This is a genomic window from Planomicrobium sp. CPCC 101110 (genome assembly GCF_007859395.1).
In the GTDB taxonomy this organism is placed as follows: domain Bacteria; phylum Bacillota; class Bacilli; order Bacillales_A; family Planococcaceae; genus Planococcus.
Genome location: NZ_VOHD01000003.1, coordinates 1,552,913 through 1,573,239, shown reverse-complemented (window position 1 = coordinate 1,573,239; position 20,327 = coordinate 1,552,913). Strand labels below are relative to the sequence as shown.

Annotated in this window: 23 protein-coding genes; 8 read left to right on the top strand and 15 right to left on the bottom strand. The window is 48.1% G+C overall.

All coding sequences use genetic code 11. The features are described from left to right. The first annotated feature begins 7 nt into the window (after positions 1–7). The 3 genes from FQV30_RS07690 (at position 8) to FQV30_RS07680 (ending at position 1,043) form a co-directional block, all read left to right on the top strand. Entirely contained in the window at positions 8–397 is a 390-nt protein-coding gene (locus FQV30_RS07690; RefSeq protein WP_146499504.1) for a ribonuclease HI family protein, read from the top strand. Positions 398–507: 110 nt separating this feature from the next. Then, positions 508–708, top strand: coding sequence for a hypothetical protein (locus FQV30_RS07685; RefSeq protein WP_146499503.1), 201 nt, complete (start codon positions 508–510; stop codon positions 706–708). Positions 709–722: 14 nt separating this feature from the next. Beyond that, positions 723–1,043: a hypothetical protein gene (locus FQV30_RS07680; RefSeq protein WP_146499502.1), complete on the top strand. Its 321-nt coding sequence runs from the start codon at positions 723–725 to the stop codon at positions 1,041–1,043. A gap of 10 nt (positions 1,044–1,053) precedes the next feature. On the opposite strand, the gene FQV30_RS18180 is transcribed toward FQV30_RS07680, so the two are convergent. After that, the gene (locus tag FQV30_RS18180; RefSeq protein ID WP_255473350.1) at positions 1,054–1,176 is read right to left on the bottom strand and encodes a hypothetical protein; all 123 of its coding nucleotides are present in this window, start codon (positions 1,174–1,176) and stop codon (positions 1,054–1,056) included. Between the two features lie 67 nt (positions 1,177–1,243). On the opposite strand from FQV30_RS18180, the gene FQV30_RS17900 reads away from it, so the two are divergent. Further along, positions 1,244–1,393 carry a hypothetical protein gene (locus FQV30_RS17900; RefSeq protein WP_186725549.1) on the top strand — a complete coding sequence of 50 codons (150 nt, stop codon included), beginning with the start codon at positions 1,244–1,246 and terminating at the stop codon, positions 1,391–1,393. After that, on the top strand, positions 1,394–1,819 hold the full coding sequence (locus FQV30_RS07675) for a PQQ-dependent sugar dehydrogenase (protein ID WP_146499501.1): 426 nt from the start codon (positions 1,394–1,396) through the stop codon (positions 1,817–1,819). It abuts the gene before it with no gap. 144 nt (positions 1,820–1,963) lie between these two features. Here FQV30_RS07675 and FQV30_RS07670 read toward each other — a convergent pair whose 3' ends face one another. From FQV30_RS07670 to FQV30_RS07660, 3 genes are read right to left on the bottom strand one after another with little or no spacing between them, the layout of a single operon-like run. After that, on the bottom strand, positions 1,964–2,461 hold the full coding sequence (locus FQV30_RS07670; protein ID WP_146499500.1) for a GNAT family N-acetyltransferase: 498 nt from the start codon (positions 2,459–2,461) through the stop codon (positions 1,964–1,966). 18 nt (positions 2,462–2,479) lie between these two features. Beyond that, entirely contained in the window at positions 2,480–3,490 is a 1,011-nt protein-coding gene (locus tag FQV30_RS07665) for a S66 family peptidase (protein WP_146499499.1), read from the bottom strand. Between the two features lie 47 nt (positions 3,491–3,537). Further along, positions 3,538–3,744: a hypothetical protein gene (locus tag FQV30_RS07660; RefSeq protein ID WP_146499498.1), complete on the bottom strand. Its 207-nt coding sequence runs from the start codon at positions 3,742–3,744 to the stop codon at positions 3,538–3,540. 186 nt (positions 3,745–3,930) lie between these two features. Between FQV30_RS07660 and FQV30_RS07655 the strand changes: the two genes are divergently transcribed. Then, the gene (locus tag FQV30_RS07655) at positions 3,931–4,575 is read left to right on the top strand and encodes an SDR family oxidoreductase (protein WP_146499497.1); all 645 of its coding nucleotides are present in this window, start codon (positions 3,931–3,933) and stop codon (positions 4,573–4,575) included. Positions 4,576–4,617: 42 nt separating this feature from the next. Here FQV30_RS07655 and FQV30_RS07650 read toward each other — a convergent pair whose 3' ends face one another. The 3 genes from FQV30_RS07650 to FQV30_RS07640 form a co-directional block, all read right to left on the bottom strand. Next, positions 4,618–4,857: a hypothetical protein gene (locus FQV30_RS07650; RefSeq protein ID WP_146499496.1), complete on the bottom strand. Its 240-nt coding sequence runs from the start codon at positions 4,855–4,857 to the stop codon at positions 4,618–4,620. A gap of 65 nt (positions 4,858–4,922) precedes the next feature. Next, positions 4,923–5,420 (bottom strand): cupin domain-containing protein, encoded by a 498-nt coding sequence (locus tag FQV30_RS07645; RefSeq protein WP_146499495.1) that lies wholly within the window; start codon positions 5,418–5,420, stop codon positions 4,923–4,925. Further along, a complete protein-coding gene (locus FQV30_RS07640) occupies positions 5,417–6,169 on the bottom strand; it encodes a nucleotidyltransferase domain-containing protein (RefSeq protein ID WP_146499603.1) in 753 nt (250 codons plus the stop codon). The genes FQV30_RS07645 and FQV30_RS07640 overlap by 4 nt, the downstream gene beginning before the upstream one ends. 115 nt (positions 6,170–6,284) lie before the next feature. On the opposite strand from FQV30_RS07640, the gene FQV30_RS07635 reads away from it, so the two are divergent. Then, positions 6,285–7,085 (top strand): TIGR00266 family protein, encoded by an 801-nt coding sequence (locus FQV30_RS07635; RefSeq protein WP_146499494.1) that lies wholly within the window; start codon positions 6,285–6,287, stop codon positions 7,083–7,085. Between the two features lie 32 nt (positions 7,086–7,117). Here FQV30_RS07635 and FQV30_RS07630 read toward each other — a convergent pair whose 3' ends face one another. From FQV30_RS07630 to FQV30_RS07620, 3 genes are read right to left on the bottom strand one after another with little or no spacing between them, the layout of a single operon-like run. Further along, positions 7,118–7,327, bottom strand: coding sequence for a hypothetical protein (locus FQV30_RS07630; RefSeq protein ID WP_146499493.1), 210 nt, complete (start codon positions 7,325–7,327; stop codon positions 7,118–7,120). Continuing rightward, entirely contained in the window at positions 7,324–8,073 is a 750-nt protein-coding gene (locus FQV30_RS07625; RefSeq protein ID WP_146499492.1) for an SDR family NAD(P)-dependent oxidoreductase, read from the bottom strand. Before FQV30_RS07625 ends, FQV30_RS07630 begins: the two co-directional genes overlap by 4 nt. Beyond that, positions 8,073–9,656 carry an amidohydrolase gene (locus tag FQV30_RS07620; protein WP_146499491.1) on the bottom strand — a complete coding sequence of 528 codons (1,584 nt, stop codon included), beginning with the start codon at positions 9,654–9,656 and terminating at the stop codon, positions 8,073–8,075. The genes FQV30_RS07625 and FQV30_RS07620 overlap by 1 nt, the downstream gene beginning before the upstream one ends. A 179-nt stretch (positions 9,657–9,835) precedes the next feature. Between FQV30_RS07620 and FQV30_RS07615 the strand changes: the two genes are divergently transcribed. Continuing rightward, positions 9,836–11,176, top strand: a complete 1,341-nt coding sequence (locus FQV30_RS07615; protein WP_146499490.1) for a hemolysin family protein — start codon at positions 9,836–9,838, stop codon at positions 11,174–11,176. A gap of 42 nt (positions 11,177–11,218) precedes the next feature. Here the strand turns inward: FQV30_RS07615 and FQV30_RS07610 are convergent, their stop codons facing one another. The 5 genes from FQV30_RS07610 to FQV30_RS07590 form a co-directional block, all read right to left on the bottom strand. Beyond that, positions 11,219–12,148 (bottom strand): sulfurtransferase, encoded by a 930-nt coding sequence (locus FQV30_RS07610; RefSeq protein ID WP_146499489.1) that lies wholly within the window; start codon positions 12,146–12,148, stop codon positions 11,219–11,221. 3 nt (positions 12,149–12,151) lie between these two features. After that, a complete protein-coding gene (locus FQV30_RS07605) occupies positions 12,152–15,733 on the bottom strand; it encodes a dynamin family protein (RefSeq protein WP_146499488.1) in 3,582 nt (1,193 codons plus the stop codon). 94 nt (positions 15,734–15,827) lie between these two features. Next, positions 15,828–16,589: an SDR family NAD(P)-dependent oxidoreductase gene (locus tag FQV30_RS07600; RefSeq protein WP_186725548.1), complete on the bottom strand. Its 762-nt coding sequence runs from the start codon at positions 16,587–16,589 to the stop codon at positions 15,828–15,830. Between the two features lie 235 nt (positions 16,590–16,824). Further along, entirely contained in the window at positions 16,825–18,285 is a 1,461-nt protein-coding gene (locus FQV30_RS07595; protein WP_370512374.1) for a carboxypeptidase M32, read from the bottom strand. A gap of 92 nt (positions 18,286–18,377) precedes the next feature. Beyond that, complete coding sequence (locus FQV30_RS07590; RefSeq protein WP_146499485.1) at positions 18,378–20,285, bottom strand: ATP-dependent DNA helicase; 1,908 nt, start codon at positions 20,283–20,285, stop codon at positions 18,378–18,380. Between the last annotated feature and the right edge of the window lie 42 nt (positions 20,286–20,327).

The window sequence follows — 20,327 nt, the reverse complement described above, 5'->3', positions numbered from 1 at the left end:
TGATTTCATGCTTGAAGTGTTTGTCGATGCGGCAACTGCCGGAACTCCGAAAGTCAGCGCGGTCGGAGTTTTTATCAGAGGAGAAGGCCATTTGGTGAAATGGAGCGAATATGTCGGCGAAATGGACAACCATATGGCTGAATTCACCGCGCTTGTCAAGGGTTTGCAGCTGGCGAGGGAATTATCGACCGGCATGGTTTCCATCAAGTCGGATTCCCAGGTGGCGGTGGATGCTTTTGACAGGGGCTTTACGAAAAACCAGAAGTTCAAACCGCTTTTGGAAGAAGCATTGAAGATTTCCGAAGAATTCGATTTCTGCTTTATCAAATGGATTCCGGATTCGCAAAACCGGGCAGCTGACGACCTTGCGAGAAGCGAGCTCCGCGCCAACAAATGAACGGTTGAACATCCGCCCCTTTATGGAGCGGGTGTTTTATTTTTGTACAAAGACGTCCGGGATGAAGTCTGTTACTATTAAAAGAGCTAAGCAAATTGGAGGATGCCATTATGAGAACAAAACTTGGAACCGCTCTTGATATTTTTATTTTGATCATTGGACCATTGATCCTTTATACGCGTGCTGTTGAAATCATCAACAACGGAATATCCGTTTATCCTGTCATTTCCCTGATTGTCGTGGGTCTGGCTGTCGGGTTGTCTGTGTATAATTTATACACGCTTTTTTCTTCACGAAATAATAAACAATGAAAAGGTGAATGGATATGAAATACATTATGTTCTACAGTATTCCTTTGGCCGTTTTCCTTCTCATCAACAATGCTGTCGGCCAGTTGAGCTGGCCCTATTTTTTGGTGGTTCTGCTGTCGTTTCTTCTGTTCCAAATGGGACGGCTGCGTTTTCCAAAGGGCGCTCCCTTGCCTCCGGCCACTAAACTGGCCAATGCGGCATTCTATGCGGCCACGGTCGCTTTCGCACTTCGGGACCGGTTTCTCGATCCGCTGGTGATCAACCTTCTGATCGGAATCACAATCGTACTGGTTATTGCCGATATGCGGCAAGTAAAAAAAGAGCCTTCCTTGTAAGGCTCTTTTCTTATTTGGTGAAATACCAGACCAATACGAGTGCAATCGCAATGATAATCCAGGTGGCAATCCGGATGCGGTTTTTCTTTTTGCGGATTTCTTCCTGCTCTTTCGCTTCCTTGTAAAAAGACATGGTTCCCCTCCTTTATCATTTCCTATTCACCGCGCCTTCCCTTAGATGAAAAAAAGGAGGTTATGCAATGAAAAAACTGTTGGCTTTGCCGTTTTCCTTGAACTTGCTCACAGCCTGCAGCTCTCCTGGGATGACAAAACAAAGCCCGGCCGGCGGAAATCCAGACCAAGAAACCACGGCTCCTTCAGCAGGAACGCACCGGCAGAGGCCGAAGTGATTGCTACAGGGCTTGACACCGTGGGCAATCAATAAAACAGGAGATGAATTTTACATTTCCGAACGCTCAGGGACTGCCGCCTATATTGACGCAGCTGGTGAATTGGCGCGTCAAGAAGTCCGGTTTTCCGATCCCCTCGCCTCTGTTCCGGAAGCCGGTTTTCTTGTTTTTGTCTTGAAAGCTGATTTCGCCGAAACCAAACAAGCATATGGATATTATGTATACAAAGAAAATGGGCAGCCGTTGAACAAAATTGCCATTTTCGAACTTCAGGATAACACATGGCAGGAAAAAGCGGTACTGCTTGATGGCATACCGACCGGCTCAGACCATCACGGCGGACGGCTTGAACTGGACGATGACGGAGTCCTGTTTGCGACAATCGGGGTATGGCCGCATACGCGATGTTTTGGCAGATGGAAATGAAGTGTATTTATTACGAACAATACGGACGGCCGCGGCCAGCCGGACAATGAAGATGACAAACTGATTCTCCTGCCCGGCTCTTGAAACGGCATTCATCTGGTCCTCTAAAGAGAAAACGCCGATCCTTCAGCGGATCGGCGTTTTTCATATGAATTTCACCATCAAATCTTCGTCGATGTAATTTCCGGTTGTTTTCATAGCGCGGCGATCCAATCCATAAGTTTCAAAGCCGAGTGCCGCATATAAACGCTTCGCCGGCTCATTGTGGGCAGCAACAGCCAAATCCAGCCTTTCAAGGCCGCTCCAGTTTTCCGCATAGCGGATCAGCTCTTCCATCAGCTTGCGCGCCAATCCTTGGCCGCGTGATTCCGGTGCTACATAAACCGCCAAGACCGACGCCCTATGGTTCATCTTGGCTAAAGTGTTGCGGGAAATCGTGACATTTCCTGCCAGCTCCCCATTAACGAACGCACCCCATGTAACCGCAGTTTCCTGGGCCAGATTTTCTTTCGTCGCCTCGACCGGCTTTTTCAGCGCGTCTTCAAGCCTTGCGGCAAATGCGTCAGGATCGTTTCTCAACGCTTCAATTCGAAGCGCGTGATATGCTTCAGCGTCTTCAACAGATAAAATTCTTATATCCATCCATCCTGTCCTTTCCAATTACTTGAATTGCTGTATGATGATTCCTTTGCCGTCTTTGGCTTCTATTTCTGCATATGCGCCGTTGACAAGTGTCAGTTGTGGCGGAACATGCCCGCAGTCGATATCGTAGATGACCGGAAGGTCCATTTCATGCGCCAGTTCCTCATACATCTTTTCTGCTGTATATCCCCCAACCGGTGTATTGGCCGGACTTCTTCCAAACATGAGCCCGCTGCAGTTTTCGAACCAACCGGCATACTTCATTTGGGTTAACGATCGTCTCAAATCAGTGACGCTCAATTCGCAGTTTTCAAAAAACCAAACAACCGCTTCCCCCGGAATATGCTTGGAGCGGAAACGGCGGACGTCCCCATACGGAGTTCCTGCCAAATGGCGGATCACGTCAATGCATCCGCCGAGCAGGCGCCCTGAAAAATTTTCCGGTTGGTTTGAAGCGGTTTTCCATACTGTCGGCTCCGTCAAATGGAAAACAACAGGCGACGGATTGCCATGCTGCCACTTTCGTTGAAACAAAGGAGAAGACTCCTGTACTATCTTCTCTCCTTCTTTTGTTTTCAAAACATCCAGCCAGCGGGCAGTCGTCCCGTCCACTTCTTCTCCCCGCAGATCGATGATGTTCGTTCCGTGGGCTGTAGCGATGCCGGTCGTCAACGTAACTGCCAATAACAGAACACTGGTATCCGAATAGCCAAAAATCCACTTTGGTCCGATTCGGCTGAAATCAAGATGTTCCAAAATTTCAATCAGCAATTCCCCGCCCCATGGCGGAAAAATCAGATCGATGGAATCGTCGGTCCACATTCGCATCAGCTCGCCCGCCCGCTTCTCAGCTGGCGCTGACTTCGCTTCAAACTGGGTCCACGGTGTTTCCCCTATTTTGACTTGGAATCCCCGGCTTTCTTGCCTTTCCTTCGCCAAATGAAGCAAAGGATGCAACTCTTCCCGCAATCCGGAAGATGGGGCTGTGACACCTATGGTGCGAAGAGACCTTTTAGGATAAGTTATCAATCAAAAGTCCCCTTTTATATTTTTTTAAAACCAGTTCATCTCTACTCTTATGTATAGGAAACCAAAGCATAAAGCATGCCGCAAAGAATCACGCCGCCAAGCAGGAAAAGAAAAGTCTGCGTCAAAAAGTCGAAGAACTTGTTTGGTTTTCTTTCAATCTGATGGTGTTGAACATTTAAAACTCCGTAAGATAAGCCTGAATGGCTTTTCTCAGGCATATGATTTCTGTTTTTCCGTTTTTTTCTCGGTTCCATTGAGCTCCTCCTATTTCAATATAATGGTTTTAACTATGTATAAGTCAATCTTACAACAAAGTCAACTTGTTAAGAAAGTCCTATTTCAAACTATTTTGATAAAACCGCTGTTTTAGGCCTTCTCTGCTTAAAGCAAAAAAGCGAGGGTATAGAACAAGTAAACCATTTCGAAAGGAGCGTGTTTTTATGAAAGTATTGGTAGTCGGCGCGAACGGGCAAATCGGGCGGCATTTCGTGAAACTTCTCAGCGAAGATCCGAATCATACACCCATAGCAATGGTGCGGAAGGAAGAACAGATCAGCTTTTTCAATAGTTTGAATGTCGAATCGGTTTTGGTCAGCTTGGAGGAAAGCGTACAAGAAATCGCGGCTGTGATGGCTGGATGCGAGGCGGTTGTCTTTACGGCCGGCAGCGGGGGGGCAACTGGTGCCGATAAAACCTTATTGATCGATCTGGATGGCGCTGCCAAAACCATTGAAGCGGCCCAGAAAACAGGCACTGACCGCTTTCTGATGGTCAGTGCCATCCATGCTGACCGCCGTGAACAATGGGGAGATGAAATCGCCCCTTATTATGTGGCCAAACATCATGCCGACAACATACTCCGGTCAAGTGGCCTTGCTTACACAATCATTCGCCCTGGCGCCTTGACAGATGAACCTGGCACCGGAAAAATCCAAGCAGGCGAAAATTTGGAAAGCGGTCCGATTCCGCGGGAAGATGTCGCGAAAGTGCTTCACTACGCGCTGGCAAGCGAGCAGCTCCATGGAAAAACGTTTGAAATCATTGCAGGGGACGATGAAATTGAGGACGCTTTAAATCGTTTGTAAAAAAAAGAGGGATTCAGTTGACTGAATCCCTCTTTTTTTCGTTTATGCTTTTACGTTTTTCACACCCAGCACCAATTGGAACAAAAACGCAATTGAACAAATGGCAATTGCAGCATAGCCAAAAGCTGTAATCGGCTGCATCATGATGGTTTGGATCACAAGAAGCAGCATCAGCAAAGCGATTGCAAAATTGACAACGTACGGTTTATCGTAAAACTTTTTTGAAGCGACTCCTACAAAAATCGCAACGGCAATAATGCATAACAGCAAAAACATTCCCATAACTGTCCCTCATCCTTTAAGCTTTTTTTAAAGTCTAGCATGTTTCAAAAGAATCCGACACCACTTCATGGCAGCTGCTCATAGGCGAGCCGCCGTATGGCTCCTTCATGCTGCGGAAATTTTCCGAGCAATTCCTGCTGGCTGAACAGCTTGAAGTCGGCAAAATCGAATCCGGGGGATACCATGCACCCAACGAGGGAAAAGGTGTTTTCGGCATCCACGGATGAGCCGAAAATAGCGCCTTTTTCCACCAGCACTTGAGGCCTTTCCCCTTTTTCAATGGCCAGCCCCAATTTCTCTTGCCGGTACTTGCCGGATTCATCTATAATGTGGACGGTCAAAGAACTGCCTGCGTGGAAATACCACAATTCATCGGACTTCAATTGATGAAAATGGGAAATGTTCTCAGAACGCAGCAAAAAGTAAATGCTCGTAAACAAATTCCGGGCTCCCGTATGGCTTTCTGGCGCAATTGTCTCTTTTGCCTTGAAAGACTGCTTGAAATAGCCTCCTTCCGGATGTTCTTCCATTTCAAGCTGCCGGATCCAACAATCTGCGTTCATATCATTTCCTGCCTTCCATCTTTATTGAGGGCGGAATTTTCAGGCTTTCCAAGCGAAAAACCTGAAAATAGCCGCCCGCCGTATGGCCGCAGCACCAAATCAGCCAAGGCGATGATTTTTTCTTTGTTTCCTGTGAGATAAAAATCGTCAAAGCCCTCAGAAAACTGCTTTGCAAAGTCCGGATTGAAATTTCGCAGCGCCCTCATGATCCATTTGGATTGGCCAATCCATTGGCGATTTGTCCTTAAGACAAACTCGCTGGCCGCTTCCGCCAAGGCACCGGCGATAAACAAGTCCTCCATCCGGTCGGAACTGCCAATAAAATCATCCAGCAAATCCGTTAGAAAATAACGCTTGGAACGAATGGTTTCGGCTGGCCACGGTTCGGGTCCTTTTTCCAGCAAACGCTTGGCTTCAGCCTTCATCCCTTTGAGGCGCGCATCTTCTATGATCGCGACTCCTTCTGCCACCATTTTCGGCAAGGAAGGCCTGCCGCGCCTGCAATCACTCTCAAAAAAGGCTTGATACGATGTAAAGTTATGGATAAATGCCTCGATCGGCCATCCTTCTTCAACAAAGGATTCTCTGTATGCAGCCGGCACATGCTCGTCGAAAACTACGATATCGAGATCTGATCGGGATGTCGCTTCTCCTCTGACGGTGCTGCCTGCAAGCACAGCGCATTGGCAAAGGGGAAAATGCCGGGCAACAAATTTCGCTGCCGCTTTCTCGGCGCAAGGACGTGCAATGGACAAACGCTTCACCTCTTTCGTCTTTTTTCCTGGCTCTTTCAAGTAATGAAACTTTTCTGAAGCTGTCATCGTACTTATTATATCAATACATAAAACAAGAGGAGGAAAAAAGATGAATAACCACGAAATTGATTTCAAGATGCACGGCGACGACTTGCAGTTTGTCGAAGTTGAACTGGATCCGGGTGAAACTGTCATCGCAGAAGCCGGTTCTTTGATGATGATGGAAGATGGCATTTTTATGGAGACGATTTTTGGCGATGGTTCTCAAAGCGCAGGCGGCAGTGGCTTGATGGGCAAATTGATGGGTGCCGGCAAACGGCTGCTTACAGGTGAAAGTTTGTTTATGACCGCTTTCACCAATAATGGAAGCGGCAAGCGCCATGTATCCTTTGCTTCACCATACCCCGGGAAAATCATTCCGATGGATTTGAGCACACTTGGCGGCAAAATCATCTGCCAAAAAGATTCGTTCCTGGCTGCCGCAAAAGGAGTATCGATCGGCATCGAACTGCAAAGAAAACTTGGCACAGGTTTTTTTGGCGGCGAAGGATTCATCATGCAAAAACTTGAAGGCGACGGCTTGGCGTTTGTCCATGCAGGCGGAACGCTTTACCGGAAGAATCTGCAAAAAGGCGAAGTGCTCCGTGTCGATACCGGCTGCCTAGTGGCTATGACAGCAGACGTGGATTACAGCATAGAACCCGTCTCAGGCATCAAAACTGCCTTGTTTGGCGGCGAAGGCCTGTTCTTTGCGACGCTCAAAGGACCAGGCAGCGTCTGGATCCAATCGCTGCCATTCAGCCGTCTGGCGAGCCGCGTTTTCGCGGCGGCCCCCCAGAATCCAGCAGGCCGTTCAAAAGGTGAAGGAAGCGCCGCAGGCGGATTGTTCGATCTATTGGGCGGAAAATAAGAAAAGGCTTGGAGAAAACTCCAAGCCTTTTCTTATTTTTTCAGCCCGCGCATTTCGGCGACAGCGTTATTGAATTTGCCGAAATCGAATTCCAGGCTGTTCGGTTTATAGAAATACAATATCGATTGCTTTTCGCCTTGGGCGAGCATGTAGTCGACCACAGCTTTCGGGCTCGCCATATCAACACCCCTTTGTTCGGCATTGTTCAATTTTCGCAGTATCTCTTTTGGCGTTGCGCTCATTGATCAGACATCCCTTCTTTTTCATAAGGCGGCAGCTCCCGCAAATCCAGAACCGGATCCAGAGAACGGAAATCCTGCCGGTTCATCAGTCGGATGAGCTTTTCCGCTGTTTCTTCCGCAGTGCTTAGTTTACCGGCTTTTTTATAATCCTGAAAACGGCTGAGAAGCGGAAAATCCTGTACATTACTGTTCCGGATCTGCTCCTGCATTCCAGTGTCGATGATGCCTGGCGCGACAGAAACCACTTTAAATTCAGGCGCTTCCGCATCAATCACCCGGGTGAAATGATCAAGCCCCGCTTTAGCCGCGCAATAGGCGCTCCAGCCTTGGTATACTTTCCGTCCGGCACCGGACGAAATATTGACGATTGCTTTTTCACAACTCAGCCCTTTGAATTGCCCGATAAAAGCGGAACTTAAAATCATCGGCGCCGTCAAATTCAAATTGATGTTCGCTTGAATTGCTGCTGGATCGTTGTTGTCAGAAAAACCGATCGGCTCTACGGTGCCGGCGTTGTTTATTAAGGCCAAGCGATGGATGTCCTCCGGAAGCGCTCCGGCAATATCCGCCATTAACTGCGGGATTCCCGGCAGATCGCTCAAATCGTACGCCAAGAAGCGTCCTCCGCTCCACCCTTCACTTTTGGAACGGGCAATGCCGATGACAAACTGGCCCGATTCGTTCAATTGGCGGCATAAAGCTTGGCCAATTCCTTTGGATGCCCCGGTGACGATATACGCCTCCATCAACTATGCACCTTGCTAATTTTTTGATGCATGATATCACCTGCCACTACCGTCATTTCCACTTGCGCTTCGAGAAGCTGCTCTTCGGCACCTTCGAACAAATCCCGATCGAATACGGTAAAGTCTGCATCATAGCCTTCATGTATAATGCCCCGCTGGTGCTCTTTGCAGATTGCTGCAGCTGAGCCGCTCGTGTAAAGCTGGATGGCTTGAAAACGGGAAAGTTTTTCTTCAGGCAGATACCCTTCATGAGTGTCATAGGGATTTCTTCTTGTAACAGCAGCATAGATGCCAAGACGCGGATCTACTTCTTCGATTGGCGCGTCCGAACCGCCAGCTATGATCAAGCCGCTATCCAAAAGCTTCTTCCATGCATATGCCCATTCCATCCGCTCTTCACCGAGACGTTCCATGACCCACGGAAAATCGGAAGTCACAAAGCTCGGCTGCAGATCCAGGATAACATCAAGTTTTTGCATGCGTTCAACCAAATCTTTGCGGACCACCACTGTGTGGATCAGGCGGTCGCGTTTCCCTTTTGGAACCGGATTCTCTTCGATGGCATCAAGCGCCTTTTCCAAACCAAGGTCGCCGATCACATGGATCGCTACCGCTTCCCCATGTGTTCTTGCCATAGCAACAAGCCTTTTCAGTTCATCATCGCCATGGATAGCCACACCGCTGGTGGAAGGATCATCATTATATGGTTTGCTGAGCAGCGCAGTTCTTCCGCCCATTGCTCCATCCGCAAAAATTTTCATGGCCCCTGGATCGATGAACGGCTCGAAATATTCTGCGCCTTCCATCATTTTTTCAAATTGGCTATGTGCCCGCAATAAATGAGCCCGAAATTTCCGCTTTTCGGTGATCACGTTCTTGAATGCCTGCAGCGGGCGGGAATAGTCGCCGTAATACCCCATGTCTTCTGTATGGGCACCCGTCAAACCAAGAGACAGCAAATGATCGACCGACTTTTCAAGCGCCCGCGTCAGATAGCCGATGCTCACTTCCGGCACTTTAGCGGATACCAAATCTTGCGCGGCATCGAGCAAATAGCCTGTCGGTTCACCGTCATTATCCCGGACGATGACGCCGCCTTCCGGATCGGGTGTGTCTTTTGTGATGCCTGCCAGCGCCAAGGCGCTGGAATTTGCCAATATGGCATGCCTGCAGACCCTTTTTAAGAGCATTGGCGCCTCTGTAATCTCATCCAGTTCCTTGCGGTGAAAAATCTTCCGGTCCGGAAAATTATTTTCGTTCCAGCCTTCGCCGATAAACCATTCATTGCCGACAAGGTTATTCGTTTCGATCAACAACCGCGCCTTCATTTCTTCTGCAGATTCAAATTTCGATAAATCCACGCGCAATAATTTTTCGCCGTGGCCAATCATGTGCATGTGGCTGTCAACAAACCCTGGATAAACCACTTTGCCATTCAAATCCACTTCTGTATCCGCATCTTTCTTCAACCCTTCATAAGTGCCAAGCTTTGTTATTTTTCCGTCCGCGACCAGAACCGCTTCCGCTGTTTCTCCTTCAGCAGCCATCGTATAGATGACTCCGCCATGCCACAACACTTTCATTTGACCACTCCTTTTCTCTTTATCCATCATAAATCCAAATTCTGCTGCAGACAATAAGATTGATTTGAATTGGCAAAAGTTTTGAGTCAGGCATCTGAAAAGAATATGGCCATGATTTATGGTATAATTATTCTCATATTATGAAAGCAGAGGTGAACCCTCCAAGCCGGAGGGATTAATTGGACAGTATACTTTACGTGAACTTGTTTTTGGTCGTTTTGCTTATTGGGCTGACGGCATTGTTTGTCGGCTCTGAATTCTCCATCATCAAAGTGAGATTGTCCCGGATTGACCAGCTGATATCCGAAGGCCATAAAGGCGCAAAGCGAACCAAAAAAATCATTGATAATTTGGATTATTATTTATCCGCTTGCCAACTCGGAATTACCGTTACAGCACTCGGGCTCGGGTGGCTCGGTGAACCGACAGTGGAACGGATCTTGCATCCGCTCTTTGATCATCTGAGCATTGGCGAAACCACTTCTTCCATCCTTTCTGTCGCGATTGCTTTTACATTGATTACGTATATCCATGTAGTAATCGGTGAATTGGCCCCCAAGACACTGGCGATCCAGTATGCGGAAAACATGGCTTTGTTTTTTTCCCGCCCTTTGATCATCTTCGGGGTCATCATGGGCCCATTCATCTGGCTGATGAACGGTTCGGCCCGCGTCTTTTTGCGGATGTTCGGCATTGAGCCGGCCGGGCATGAACAAGCCCATTCAGAAGAAGAATTGAAAATCATCATGACACACAGCTATCAAAGCGGCGAAATCAACCAGACAGAACTTTCCTACATGCAGAATATCTTTTCGTTCGACGAACGGACGGCAAAGGACGTCATGCTGCCCCGCACTCAGATGGAAACCATTTCTCTGGAGATGGAACACCCCGATTTGATGGAAATTGTCCGGCATAATCAGTATACGCGTTATCCGGTAACGGAAAATGGCGACAAGGACGATATCATCGGCTTTATCAATGTGAAAGAAATGCTGACAAACTATACGTACAAGCAGAACTTGAAAGAAAGCATCATTGTCCATGACATTCCATTTGTACATGAACTCGCCCCGCTCCAGGATGTGTTGCTTAAAATGCAAAAAGAACGGGTCCATATGGCAATTGTCATCGATGAATACGGCGGTACTGCCGGTGTGATAACAATGGAAGACATATTAGAGGAAATTGTCGGCGAAATCCGAGATGAATTCGACGAAGACGAACAAGAAGACATCAAAGCGCTTGATGCCGACAACTACCTTTTGAACGGCAGGGTCCTGCTTGCCGACCTTGAAGAACGGTTTGCACTGTCTTTTGATGAAAGCGAGGACGTCGATACGATCGGCGGCTGGATTCAATTGAAAAACACCGATATTCAAGAAGGCGGTTCTATTCCGCTTGCGGATCATGCGGTTACTGTGAAGGAAATGGAAAACCATCAGATTATATCGGTGTTGCTGACCAAGGTGCCTGAAGCGGAAGAAAGCGGAAAAGAAACACCTGATTTGAATGTCTAAGAAAAACCTCCTTCAGCATTGCTGAAGGAGGTTTTTTCAAATTCATTTCTTCCCGATCTGCGATTTTTCAAACTCGAATTTTTTCATCAGCATTTCGCCGGTATAGCCTTCCTGGATCAGCTTGGCCAAGATCGCCTTTGTTTCTTCGTCCGCTGCTTCCGGATGTTCCGAACGGTCGATTTCCACAACGTTTTCTTCGTCCATAATCCAATCTGAAAAACTTCCTGTATAAAGCCGCAGCTGATGATGCCCTTTTTCCGTCAGCATTGCATACAAAGCCGCTGCGGAAACGCCGCTGCCGCAATAAACGACAGCCGGTTCATTTTTTTGGAGAATATCACTAAAGTCGACATCTTCGTAGAATTCATCGCCATGGACAAGCTGGGCCCAGTCAAAATTGCGGGCTCCCGGAATCCGTCCAGCCACTTTATCAAGCGGTTCGTGGATTCCCGCATGCCGTTCCGCTGAACGCGCATCGACCAATACCCCCAGTTCTTTGCCGGCGATAATGTTCTTCACGTAATTGCGGTCTGCATACAAGGCATCGGCAAATTGAAGTTCTGCAAAAGTCGGCGCGTATTCCGGAACTTCGGATGTAACCGCAATCCCTCTGTTTTTCAATGCAGAGTAGCCGATTTTGCTGATATAGGCGTGTTCAAAGCCTGCATACTTCAAAAGCCACCACGCACGTGCGGCAAAAGGAGAGCCTCCTTGATCATAAATGACCACTTGATCTTCCGGCGTCAAACCGCTTGAACGGACCAACCGGGTCAATTGATCTTTTGAAGGCATCGGGTGGCGGCCGCCTTCCGTTTCCATGTCCGACAAATCTTTTTCCAAGTCCCAAAAAATGGAACCGGCTACATGTTCCTGATCATAAAGCGAACGGCCTGTTTCCGGTTTGCCGAGTTCAAACCTCGCGTCGATCCATCGGTAATTTTCTGTATCAGTCGTTTCTATAAAAACATTCATCCTCTACACCCTTTCGCCAAGTAAATTTGATAGCCGTTCTTTCCATTCTGTCAGCTTTTCCTGTTCTTGGAGAAGCGTCCGTTCCGAATCGATTTGATCGATTGCCTGCCGAAGGATATGCTGGCGCAGCCCTTCCGCTTCCTGTTCAATCCAGAATTCCGCCCATTCAGCCAACTTCACTTTTTCCTGTTCCAAAAAACGGAGAGCATCGGGTTCCATCAATGCCTGCAAGGCGTCCCGAAGCTTTTCTTTTTCGTTTTTCTCAAAAAAGCTTTTATTGTTTTTATAGTGGGATTTAACTGCACTATAGTCAGCATTGTGAAACGGTTTGTCCACCGAAAGCATGGCCGGCTCCTCCGGTTCGTACGGCGTGAAGGAAAAGTCCGGATTCATGTCGATCAGTTTTTGCGTATCTTCCTTGAAACGCCCCGCTAATCTCTTTTCAATAAACTGGGCCAGCCGGAAATTGGTGACCCGCAGTTCTTGCTGAAAATCGAACGCCGCCATGCCGGTGATTTCTGCAAGCGCTGCATCCAGCGCTTGCTGTGGCGCTTTCCCCGTAAATACTGAGGGATTGAAGGCTTCCTTGAAGAAATCGTTAAAGCGGTAGAACACGCGCTGGTTCACATAGTAAACAAGTTCGTCCAACTCCTGCAGCGCCTCCTTTTCAAGAAGCTTGGCAATGGATGCGCTGAAAAGAATGCGCAGCTGCTGTTCAAGCCGCTTCAATTCCCCAAGCCGTTCGTCCTTCCTCAGAAGATTTTTTTCGGTATGTTCGATCAAGCTGCGGAAGCGGCCGAGTGCTTTATGCTCTTCTTCCGCAAGCGACTGGACAGCCATCCCTTTCAGTTCCTCTTTCAGGAAATGATGGAACTCTTCTTCAAATTGCGGCATGCCGGAAGATTGCTTGTCCGCCAGCGCCATGAGGCTCGAGACCCCGAACAGGCGCGGGAACCGGATGCCGAAACGCTGCAATTCGCTTCTTACATAGTTTTCCACCGCTTCTTTTTCTTCCTCGCTGTTTGCCAAGTCGATTGCATTGACGATAAAGAACATCTTGTCCATTTCAAAAGCGTCTTTGACCCGGCCAAGCTGGATAAGAAACTCGCGGTCAGCCCGGGCAAACGCGTGATTGTAGTAGGTGATGAAAAGGATTGCGTCGGCATTTCGGATATATTCAAAAGCCACATTCGTATGCCGCGCATTGATGGAATCCGCTCCCGGCGTATCGACGAGCGTCACTCCGCTCCGGGTCAGGTCGCAGTCATAGTAGAAATCGATTTCATCGACAAAGCAGCTTTTTTCTTCCTTGGCCACATACTCGCCGAATTCTTCACGGTTGGCGCGTATGGTTTCCCCCAATTTGTTCTGGAACACCGGGTAGCCTTTTTCAAACGCTGCGATAAACGATTTGTGCACTTGCTGTTCCGCGGCTTGGATGGCAGGTATTTGCGAAGCTTTCTTGTAAGCTTCGTCCAGCGATGCCACAGGGACTCCAAGTGCCTGGAAAGAATTCCGGACATCTTCCGTCAACTGGGCTGCCGTTTTCAGCCGGACGTCCGCTGTTTCGTGCGGATGATTTCGGGTTACCGGACGGATCCGGTTGATGGTGGCTGTTGTCGGATTTGGCGATACCGGAAGCACCTTTTCACCAAGCAATGCGTTGGAGAACGAAGATTTCCCGGCACTGAATGCCCCGAACAAAGCGATCGTAAACTCTTGGCCATTCAGCCTTGCCGCTTTTCTCTTCAAGTACTCTGCGGTTTCGGCAAAGCCTTTGATCGGCGCAATGGCATCGGATGTCCGCAGAGCCCTGTGCATGACTTCCTGTTCATTGAACGATGCCACCGCTGCTTCTTCCGTGCTCCGCTCGTTCTCCGGCCCTTCAGCAGATTCCGCTTGAAGCATTGACGGATCAAATTTCTTCATGTCTTCTACAGAGACATGGAAACTCTTTTGCCACTGCCGCACCTTTTCCTCGGCCGCCTGTTTTTGCGTCGGCAGGACCGCTGAAAAATCACGTTTCACTTTTCCAATTCGGCTGTCCATTTCTTCTAATGTTTGGATTGCCAAAAGTTTTTGATTCAGTTGGTTCGCTTTCATATCCATTTCCGTGCTGGCGTCATCGGATAACGCTTCGAATTTTTCTTTCTGCGCTTTTTTCCAGCCGTCGGTTTCTTTGATGAACCATTTTTGGACAGCAGAAGTTATGCTGTTGGCAAAATTCAAGACGGCATCGCCAGACAAAACAGCCCCTCGCGGAATCTGTTCTTCCACAACAGAAAATGGCACATCATAAGCCTTGCCGTCGATAGCAAGCGCTTCCTCATCAGTCAACAATCCAGCGTCTTTCAAACTGGCCTTCATCAACTTTTTCATATGGTTTGAGATTTGGGAAGCGACAACTGTCGCCAAGCGGTCCCCTACTTCGATTTTGCGTGCGTCCCGTTCTTCCTGGGTCTTCTTGCCGCTGAACAACAATCCCACTTTGAAATTCGGCTGCACCGATTCCAGATAAGCGGTTAAGGCGTTCCGCAATTCATAAGGCATGATATTGGCGTTTTCCACCAGTTCTTTCCGGGACTTTTCGAAGTTTTTCTGCCAATCGTCAAAATCCAGCACTGACATCCGCCGGGATACTTTGGCCATTTCGATTTTCACATCTTCCCGCATTGCCCATTCTTCCGGCGAAAGTACAGAAGAGAAAGCATGGAGCCGTTCAATTTTTTCTTCTTCCAAAAACCGCAGATGCTCGTCTTTCAATTGCTGAAGCGCTTGATGCGCCGCAGTGCCGACATGCCCTTTCCAGCCTTCCATCGAAGAGGCGACCAAGTCTTTCACTTTCGCAAAATCATTTCCTGGAAATTCATAATCCTTCAGCGAAGTAAAGAAGATGCCCTTAGGCTTCACGCCCCAAGCCGCAAAAGAATCCTGGACCGACTGCTTGAAATCAGCGAAGCTGAGTTCCTGGTCTTGGTGTTTGTCAATTTGATTGACAATCAGATACAAATCCGTGTATTTCTGAAGTTCTTTCGTAAAATTGAAATTCAGTTCCGACTGTACATGGTTATAATCCATTACGTAAAAAACCATATCGGCGACATGGAGCGCAGATTCGGTCGACATGCGGTGGGCGTCATCGGTGGAATCGACGCCTGGCGTGTCCATGACGGTAATGCCTTGCGGCAAGACAGAATCCTTATGGCCGATTTCGATTTGGATAACATTCCCGCTCTTGCAAAATGCTTTGACAGCTTCAAAATCATAGTTTTCCGGAAAATACACCGGCTTTTCGTCTTTCATATTGACGATGGCGAAATCCGCATCGGCTTTTTGGACGTTTACGATATTGGCGCTTGTCGGAATCGGGCTGGACGGCAATAACGTCTCGCCTGTCAGCGCATTGATCATGGATGATTTCCCTGATGAAAAATGGCCGGCAAAACCGATGATGAAATTGTTTTTCAACACCTTTTTCGCAAACAATTCCGCCTTGGCCGCACGTTCTGCATCTTCGTTCTCTTCAAAAATTTGATAAAGCCGCGCTGTATCGATCAATTCTTTTTCATAATCTAAAGCTGTCATATACGAATCCCCTTCTTCAAATACTGCTACTATCATATCATTTTTTATACGGGAACGAAAAAAATCCTCTCCCACAGGAAAGGATTTCTTAAAATCAGGAAAAACCATGGATGGTCATCCCGCCGTCAACGAACAATGTTTGCCCGGTTATGTAGCTGGCTGCATCAGATGCCAGGAAAACTACAGGCGATGCCACTTCAGGAAGTTCGCCGACCCGCTTCATCGGCGTGACAGCCAATATCGAATCGAGGTATTCTTCGTCATTCAGCAGTTTTTCAGTCAGCGGCGTTCTGAAATACCACGGGCCAATCGCATTGACCCGGATATTAGATGCACCCCACTCCATCGCCATGACCTTTGTCATCTGGATGATCGCCGCTTTAGAGGCCGCGTAGATGATGCCGGTCTTTAATGCGCGTTCGCCGCCGACGGAACTGATGTTGATGATTGAACCTCCGCCGTTCATTTCTTTCGCCGCTTCTTGGGAAAACATGAAGACGCTTTGGGCATTGGTGTCCATGATCTTATGCCACTCGGCGTCAGTTGCGTTGGCAAGGGACGAGCGGATATTCATGCCCGCGTTATTAACCAGCACATCGACTCCTCCAAACTCCTTGACAGTTTTCGCTACAGCGTTCCGGATTTGCACCCGGTCGGTGATGTCCGCTACGCAATAATCCGTCCGGCCATTGCCGATTTCCTGCTGTACTTGTTTAAGGTCGGCTTCCGTCCGGGCAACAAGCATAACATTGGCTCCCGCTTCTGCAACCGCAAGTGCGATGGCTTTGCCGATCCCTTTCCCCGCTCCCGTAACGATAGCGGTCTTGCCTTCTAAACTGAATGATTTCAACATCATATCCCCTCCTGTTTTCATTATAATCAAAAAGTTCTTTTTTGGAAAAGTGTTGGGGGAACTCAATAAAACTTCCATCGCTTCAATACATACCATAGAACAGGCAAAGTCCCCCGTACCATGTCAAAAGCCGGGAAAATCGGCTCCTATTTCGGCTTGCATATTGCTCTATGGGGGAGTAGCAAGAGATATACAAAAAAGGCCTTGAAAGCACTGCGCTTTCAAGGTCTTTCATATTTTACAGGCGATAGATCTTAGTATACTTGTCTTCCAGATAAGAAGCCAGATGTTCTGCATTCAAGCCTTCGCCTGTTGCGTCTTCGAGGATTTCGAGCGGTTTTTTCATTGCTCCATGCTGGTGCACGTGTTCGGTCAGCCATTCGCGGATCGGGGCTATATTGCCCTGTTCGAGCAGTCCATCGAAATTCGGCACGTCTTTCAACATGGCGTTTTTCAACTGGGCTGCATAGATATAGCCAAGGGCGTAGGAAGGGAAGTAACCAAAACTCGCGCCCGCCCAGTGGACGTCCTGAAGCACTCCTTCAGCATCATTTCCAGGCCGGATCCCTAGATACTCCTCATATTTCCCATTCCAAAGCGCTGGGAGATCCTTCACTTGCACATCCCCGTTGAACAACCCTTTTTCCAGTTCATAGCGGATCATGATATGAAGGGCATAAGTCAGTTCATCTGCTTCGATGCGGATCAACGATGGCTTTGCTTCATTGATTGCCCGGTAATAATCCCCGGGCTCAACTTCGCCGAACTGGTCAGGAGCATAACTTTGAAGCAGTTCAAAATTACTTTTCCAGAACTGCTCATTGCGGCCGATAAAATTCTCAAAGAACAGCGACTGCGATTCATGGATTCCCATGGAAGCACCGTCCTCGACCGGCATGCCTGAGAGCTTCTCGCTGAAATTCTGTTCATACAGCGCATGGCCGCATTCGTGGATCGTCCCAAACACCGCTGTCCGGAAATCTTTTTCATCATATTTTGTTGTAATCCGCACATCGTGGCGGTTGATGCCGATCATGAACGGATGGACCGTTTCATCCAGTCGCCCCGCTTCAAAATCGTAGCCCAATTGCCCCAAAATCTCATAACTGAATTCACGCTGTTTTTCTTTTGGAAACTGCCGGAATAGAAAATCGGTATCGGGCTTGTCCGGTGATGCCTGAATTTTTTTAACCAATGGCACGATGCGTTGGCGCAGTTTGCCAAACACATCATCCAGCACTTTCGTCGTCATGCCTGGCTCGTATTGATCCAGCAGCGTGTTGTATGGGCTGCCGTTTTTCTCGCCCCAATAGCCGATCATTTTTTTCGTGCTGGCAACCAAATCCTCTAGATAAGGCTGGAACAATGTGAAATCGGCTGCCGCTTTGGCATCTTCCCAAACCGACTCTGCTTTTGCCTGCAAGACGACATAGCTCTTGTATTCCTCAGGCGGAACTTTCTTGCTTAGATCATAATCTTTTCTCGCTTCTTCCACCGACCGGCGCATGACCGGATCCAGATCATCTTTTTTCTCTTCCAAATTGGAAATCATCTCGCCAAACTCGTCAGAAGTCGATAAATGGAACACTTCAGAAGATAATATCCCGATTGTTTCAGAACGCAAATCAGCGCCTTTTTTTGGTGCTCCTGTGCGGAAATCCCAATATAACAGTGAAACGGCTTCATTATAGCCGTTCATTTTTTTCAGGTGTTCGATAAACTTTTTTTTGGGCGGCAAGGCAATCCCTCCTATACATACTGAGCTTATTGTATCACAAGAAGCTGGCCAGTTTAGGCGTTTTCCGCCTGGACCGGAAGAATCGATTCCCATAGATGCTCAATGGCCAATTCGTCTTCGTTCAAGAGCAGATGGATTTCCCCGTGATCATTGGATGTCCGGATCAAACGCCCAATGCCCTGCTGGACACGGAGCTGCATGAATGGCAAATCGATTTCTTCCAATGGGTTGGCACTGAATTTGCGTTTTGCATCAAATACCGGATCTTTAGGAGGAAACGGCAGATCAACAATGACCACTTTTGTCAGCGCTTCACCCGGCAGATCGAGGCCTTCCCATAAATGGTAGGAGCAGAGCACCTGGAATTGCCCCTCCTGGAACTCCCTGACTACCGTGGACAATTCACGGTCACCTTCAAACTCGATTTTCACTCCATGTCCCACAGGCAGGGTTTCTTTGAATTTGTCCATATCTTCTTTGGACTTGAACAGCACAAGCGTTTGGTCGTTCGTGCCGAACAGCTCGAAAACCCGCTGATGCTTATCGTTTTGATGCAGCGGATGCTTGACGACTTTCATGACATCCTCATAGTCAAACGGTGAAGGCACCGAAAAAGATTGATAGCCGGAGATTCCCAGACTGTCGGCAAGATACGTGAAATCTTTCTGGACGGACAGTGTGGCGGAAGAAAAGACGATCGGCACTTTGCCGTCAAACAATTTCTCATCCAAGATGTCTGTCACAAGACGCGGCATGATTACAAGCGTCTCCACTTCATCCTTCACTTCGAGCCAGTTGATGGCGTCGCCTTCTTCTACGAACAAGCGCATCGAGAACGTATACTGCTCAAAATATTCTTCAGCCATTTTCAATTCATACTCCGGAATGGTGTACAGTTCTCCTTCAAAGACGAATTCTTCCATCATTTCATCGATATGGCGGACCAGCTCTTTGCCGAGCGCAACAAGTTCCGGTTTTTTATGGATGCCTTTCCGGTCTTCTTGGCTGGGAATCAAACAAGCACGAAGCGTCCTGAAAAATTCATTGTGCAAGTCAATGCTCTTTTCAATCATTCCCAAAGTTTTTTCGCGCACGCCGTCCACCATAATGCTTTCAGTCACTTCAAGCAATGTTCTCTCCTGCACTTCGTAAGTCAAAGCGCGCTGAGCAGCAAATTCCAGCAAATGCCCTTCATCCAGCACAATCAATGAAAATTCAGGAAGCAAAGGCGATTGCCCTTCCCGTGCACGGGTTTCTTTTGTCCAAATATGTTCCATCAAAAAGTCATGCGAGCAAATGACCAGATCAGTCGCTTCGCGGTAGTGGTTGCGATGAATCGTCTGGCCGCATTTGTTGCGCAGTTCGCATGCTGCGCAATTCTGGATGGGATGGTAATTGACCTGTTGCCACTCTTCATCCGTGACATCCGGAAAGCTCGAACGCTCGCCGTATGGAAAAGTGTTTTGCATTGAAAAGGTTTTGTTCACAAATTCCGGCAAGCTGTCTTCGATATCGTCCAAAAATTCAGCGTCGCTCCGTTTTTGAGCGCCTTCCAGGCGCTGCAGGCATAAATATTGATCACGCGATTTCGCCAGCCGGACATCCAGTTTCAAGCCGAAAAGTTCGTTCAGCCTGTCAATATCGCCGCCTTTTTTGACCAATTGTTCGATCAAAGTTTCGTCAGCGCAGGAAATGAGCGCCGGCCGGCCTTTATAGCGTGCATAGGCGATAGCCGGAAGCAAATACGCAAGCGTCTTGCCCGTTCCGACGCCGGCTTCTGCGAACAGGACCGCTTTTTCTTTCAACGCCTGCTCGATTTGAAACGCCATAAAGATCTGTTCGTCCCGCTCATCATAGCCTTTTTCAGGAAGCACATCGTAAAAAATATCGCCGATCCACTCGCTGAGCGATTCAAAAAAAGTTTTGTCTTTCGTTAACGGAAATGGTAGTGGTTGTCTCATAGACGCTCCTCACAGAGAAACGGAAGAGCTGTCAGCCCTCCC